This is a genomic window from Arthrobacter sp. JCM 19049, assembly GCF_001310435.1.
The window spans coordinates 1-4,248 of record NZ_BAXF01000175.1 but is presented as its reverse complement, the minus strand read 5'-3'; the positions used below and the strand labels follow the sequence as shown (position 1 = coordinate 4,248).

Below are 4,248 nucleotides of genomic sequence, written 5' to 3'. Positions count from 1 at the left end.
CTGGCGACGCTGCGCCACGCCCTGGACACCGGCACCGACCCGATCCCGGTGGTGGCGACGCTGGCCATGAAGGTGCGCCAGCTGGCCAAGGTGCTGGGAGTGAACGAGCCGGCGGCGAAACTGGCCGGGGAACTGGGCATGGCCCCCTGGCAGGTGCAGTCCGCCCAGCAGCAGGCCCGTGGCTGGAAGCGCAAGGACCTGGCCGACTGCATCGAGAAGGTCGCCCTGACCGACCGCATGGTCAAGGGCGGGGGACGGGCCCCGGCGTACGCGCTGGAGCAGGCGGTGCTGTTCATCGCCGAGAAGTCCCCGCGCTGAGCACCCACTCGTTCCCAAGTGGTGCCGCCCCGCTGTTTTCGGCGGATCCCGGCACGGCGGCGCGGGGCGGGGACCTGCCGGTTAAACCACAAGAACCCGGGCCCCTTGCGGGAACCCGGGTTCTTGAGAAGCTTGCTAGTGCCTAGAGGGCGTTAACCTTCTTGGCAATGGCCGACTTGCGGTTAGCAGCGTTGTTCTTGTGCAGAACACCCTTGCTAACGGCCTTATCCAGCTTGCGGCCGGCGGCCTGCAGCGCCTCGGTTGCCTTCTCCTTGTCACCGGCCACGACGGCTTCGTTGACCTTGCGGATCAGGGTCTTGACCTCGGAGCGGACTGCGACGTTGCGGACGCGAGCCTTTTCGTTGGTCAGGTTGCGCTTCTTCTGGGACTTGATATTAGCCACTTAATAAACTCTCTCGTTTATCGTTTTATACGGTCGGTAGAGGGTTCATCCTCCAGGCCATCGACTGAGCGGTGTGGGGCACCTATGGCGACCCGAAGGGGGCGTGTCGCCCAACCTGCGCGACACACAGCAATTAACACTACCAGAATCCACCGGCCGGGCCGAACCCCTAGCGCCGCCGGTTCAGGTGACTTACGACAAGGTCGAAGCGCCGCTTGTCCAGCACCGCGCCCTCGCGGCGCACCGTGGCCGGATCCATGCGGATCACCCGGTCCAGCTTCACCTCGCTGGGCCGGCCCTGCGCGTCCCAGCTGCCGCTGCCGATGTCGAGATAGTCATCGTTGCGGTGGGTCCCGTTGGTGTTGTCCTTCGAGGTGAGCATCAGCCAGCAGCCACTTGCCGTCACGGCCCACCAGCAGCACCGGGCGGTCCTTGCCCTGTGAGTGGTCCTCCTCGTAGGGCACCCAGCCCCAGACGATCTCCCCGGGATCCGGCTCACCGTCCAGGCTGGGGTTGTAGTTCACCGCCACCGCCGCGGTGTAGTCCCCGGGGTAGATCCCGCCGTGCACCGCGGAGCCGGCCGGGCGGGGAGCGGGGTTCTGCCCGGAAGCCGGATGTGGCCGCGGGAGGGGGCCTGCCGGGAACGGGAGGCGGACTGGTAGCGGGAAACCTCGCGCACCACGCGGTTCAGCAGGGAAAAGATCTTTCGCGCATTCAATGCCATGAAGCACAAACTACCAGCGGGCGGGCGCACAATAGCGCGGTTTGGGGTGAGTCATGACAGAATAGGGACGAAATCCACCTGTTCTCTACGTTACCTAGTGAGGTCTGTTTAGGTGTCTCCCTTGGCCCGCACCGCGCCGGTGCCCGCCGCGACCGATCCGTCGCTGATCCGCAACTTCTGCATCATCGCGCACATCGACCACGGCAAGTCCACCCTGGCCGACCGCATGCTGCAGCTGACCGGCGTGGTCGCCGCGCGCGACATGAAAGCCCAGTACCTGGACCGGATGGACATTGAACGCGAACGCGGCATCACCATCAAGTCCCAGGCCGTGCGCATGCCCTGGGAAGTCGAGGGCACCTCGTACGCGCTGAACATGATCGACACCCCCGGGCACGTCGACTTCACCTATGAGGTCTCCCGCTCGCTGGCCGCCTGCGAGGGCGCGATCCTGCTGGTGGACGCCGCGCAGGGCATTGAGGCCCAGACGCTGGCGAACCTGTACCTGGCCATCGAGGGCGACCTGACGATCATCCGGTGCTGAACAAGATCGATTTGCCCAACGCCCAGCCGGAGAAGTACGCCGAGGAGCTGGCGGGCCTGATCGGGTGCGAGCCCGATGAGGTGCTGAAGGTTTCGGGCAAGACCGGTGAGGGCGTCGAGGCGCTGCTGGATGAAGTGATCAAGCAGCTGCCATCGCCGGTGGGCCAGGCCGACGCCCCGGCCCGAGCCATGATCTTCGACTCGGTCTACGACACCTACCGCGGCGTGGTCACCTACGTGCGGGTGGTGGATGGCAACCTGAAGCCGCGTGAACGCGTGCAGATGATGTCCACCGGCACCAACCACGAACTGCTGGAAATAGGGGTGTCCTCCCCGAACCCGATCCCCACCAAGGGCCTGGGCGTGGGCGAGGTCGGCTACCTGATCACCGGTGTGAAGGATGTGCGCCAGTCCAAGGTCGGTGACACCGTCACCAACGCGGCCAAGCCAGCCGCCGAATCCCTGGGCGGCTACGAGGAACCCAAGCCGATGGTGTTCTCCGGGCTGTACCCGATCGACGGGTCGGACTACCCGGCGCTGCGTGATGCGCTGGACAAGCTGCAGCTGAACGACGCCGCACTGGTCTACGAACCGGAAACTTCCGTGGCCCTGGGCTTCGGCTTCCGCGTGGGCTTCCTGGGCCTGCTGCACCTGGAAATCACCCGCCAGCGCCTGGAGAGCGAATTCAACCTTGATCTGATCTCCACCGCCCCGAACGTGGTGTACGAGGTGATGGGTGAGGACAAGCAGCTGATCACCGTCACCAACCCCTCCGAGTTCCCCGAGGGCAAGATCCTGGAGGTGCACGAGCCGATGGTGGCCGCCACCATCCTGGCCCCGAGTGAGTTCATCGGCGCGATCATGGAGCTGTGCCAGAACCGGCGCGGCACCATGCGCGGGATGGACTACCTCTCCGAGGACCGCGTGGAAATGCGCTACTGGCTGCCGCTGGCCGAGATCGTGTTCGACTTCTTCGACCACCTCAAGTCCCGCACCCGCGGCTACGCGTCGCTGGACTGGAAGGCCGACGGGGAGCAGGTCGCGGACCTGGTGAAGGTCGACATCCTGCTGCAGGGTGAGCAGGTGGACGCGTTCAGCGCCATCACCCACCGCGACAAGGCCTACTCCTACGGCACCATGATGACCTCCAAGCTGCGCGAACTGATTCCGCGCCAGCAGTTCGAGGTGCCCATCCAGGCGGCCATCGGCTCGCGCATCATCGCACGTGAGAACATCCGCGCCATCCGCAAGGACGTGCTGGCCAAGTGCTACGGCGGCGACATCAGCCGCAAGCGCAAGCTGCTGGAAAAGCAGAAGGAAGGCAAGAAGCGCATGAAGATGGTCGGGCGCGTCGAAGTGCCGCAGGAGGCCTTCATCGCCGCACTGTCCACCGACGAACCGAAAAAGAAGTAGATGCCCGCAGTCCTTCCGGACGGGGATCCGGCTCCGGCCGATGGTCTGCTCCCGGCAGCGTGTGCGCACGGTGCCGCGGGGCGGACCATGTCCTTTTACGTCCACATTCCCTTCTGCACGGTCCGCTGCGGCTACTGCGACTTCAACACCTACACCGCCAAGGAGCTGGGCTCCGGGGCGACGCAGGAGTCCTACGCGGCCACCGTGGGCCGGAGATTGATTTCTCCCGCCAGGTACTGGAGGCCTCCTCGGTGCCGGCCCGGCCGATCGACACCGTGTTCTTCGGCGGCGGCACCCCGACCCTGCTGCCGGCCAGCGACCTGGCCAGCGTGCTGGGGCGGATCAAGGAGAACTTCTCCCTGGCCCAGGGCGCGGAGGTCACCACCGAGGCGAACCCGGATTCGGTGAGCCCCGAAAGCCTAGAGGAACTGGCCGCGGCCGGGTTCACCCGGGTCTCCTTCGGCATGCAGTCCGCGGTGCCGCACGTGCTCAAGGTCCTGGACCGCACCCACAACCCCGAACGTTCCCGAGGCGGTCAGCTGGGCGCGGGCGGCCGGCCTGGATGTCAGCGTGGACTTGATCTACGGGACTCCGGGGGAGTCGGTAGCCGACTGGCGCACCAGCGTCGAGGCGGCCCTGAGCTACGAACCGGACCACATCAGCGCCTACGCGCTGATCATCGAACAGGGCACGAAGCTGGCCGCGCAGATCCGCCGCGGGGTGGTGCCGGACATCGACGATGACGATCACGCCGAGAAGTACCAGCTGGCCGATCAGATGTTCGCCGCCGCCGGCTACAACTGGTACGAGGTGAGCAACTGGGCCCGCGGCCGCGAGCACGCCTGCC

General features: G+C 66.1%; 4 protein-coding genes and 2 pseudogenes. 3 read left to right on the top strand and 3 right to left on the bottom strand.

The genetic code is table 11. From position 1 onward, the window contains the following. Window positions 1-318, top strand: a 318-nt coding sequence (locus tag JCM19049_RS08875) for a DNA polymerase III subunit delta (protein ID WP_374700271.1), incomplete at its 5' end; no start/stop codon positions are given. A 142-nt stretch (window positions 319-460) separates the two neighbouring features. Here JCM19049_RS08875 and rpsT read toward each other — a convergent pair. From rpsT to JCM19049_RS23360, 3 genes are all read right to left on the bottom strand, one after another. Continuing rightward, on the bottom strand, window positions 461-721 hold the full coding sequence (gene rpsT, locus JCM19049_RS08870) for a 30S ribosomal protein S20 (RefSeq protein WP_054821409.1): 261 nt from the start codon (window positions 719-721) through the stop codon (window positions 461-463). Window positions 722-890: 169 nt separating this feature from the next. Then, window positions 891-1,127 (bottom strand): hypothetical protein, encoded by a 237-nt coding sequence (locus JCM19049_RS23365; RefSeq protein ID WP_374700270.1) that lies wholly within the window; start codon window positions 1,125-1,127, stop codon window positions 891-893. Continuing rightward, on the bottom strand, window positions 1,057-1,290 hold the full coding sequence (locus tag JCM19049_RS23360; RefSeq protein WP_374700269.1) for a hypothetical protein: 234 nt from the start codon (window positions 1,288-1,290) through the stop codon (window positions 1,057-1,059). Before JCM19049_RS23360 ends, JCM19049_RS23365 begins: the two co-directional genes overlap by 71 nt. A 267-nt stretch (window positions 1,291-1,557) precedes the next feature. Between JCM19049_RS23360 and lepA the strand changes: the two are divergent. Both lepA and JCM19049_RS08855 read left to right on the top strand, forming a co-directional pair. Then, a pseudogene (gene lepA, locus JCM19049_RS08860) lies at window positions 1,558-3,401 on the top strand (translation elongation factor 4). Further along, window positions 3,402-4,248 (top strand): annotated as a pseudogene (locus JCM19049_RS08855) (coproporphyrinogen-III oxidase family protein); the annotation flags it as partial.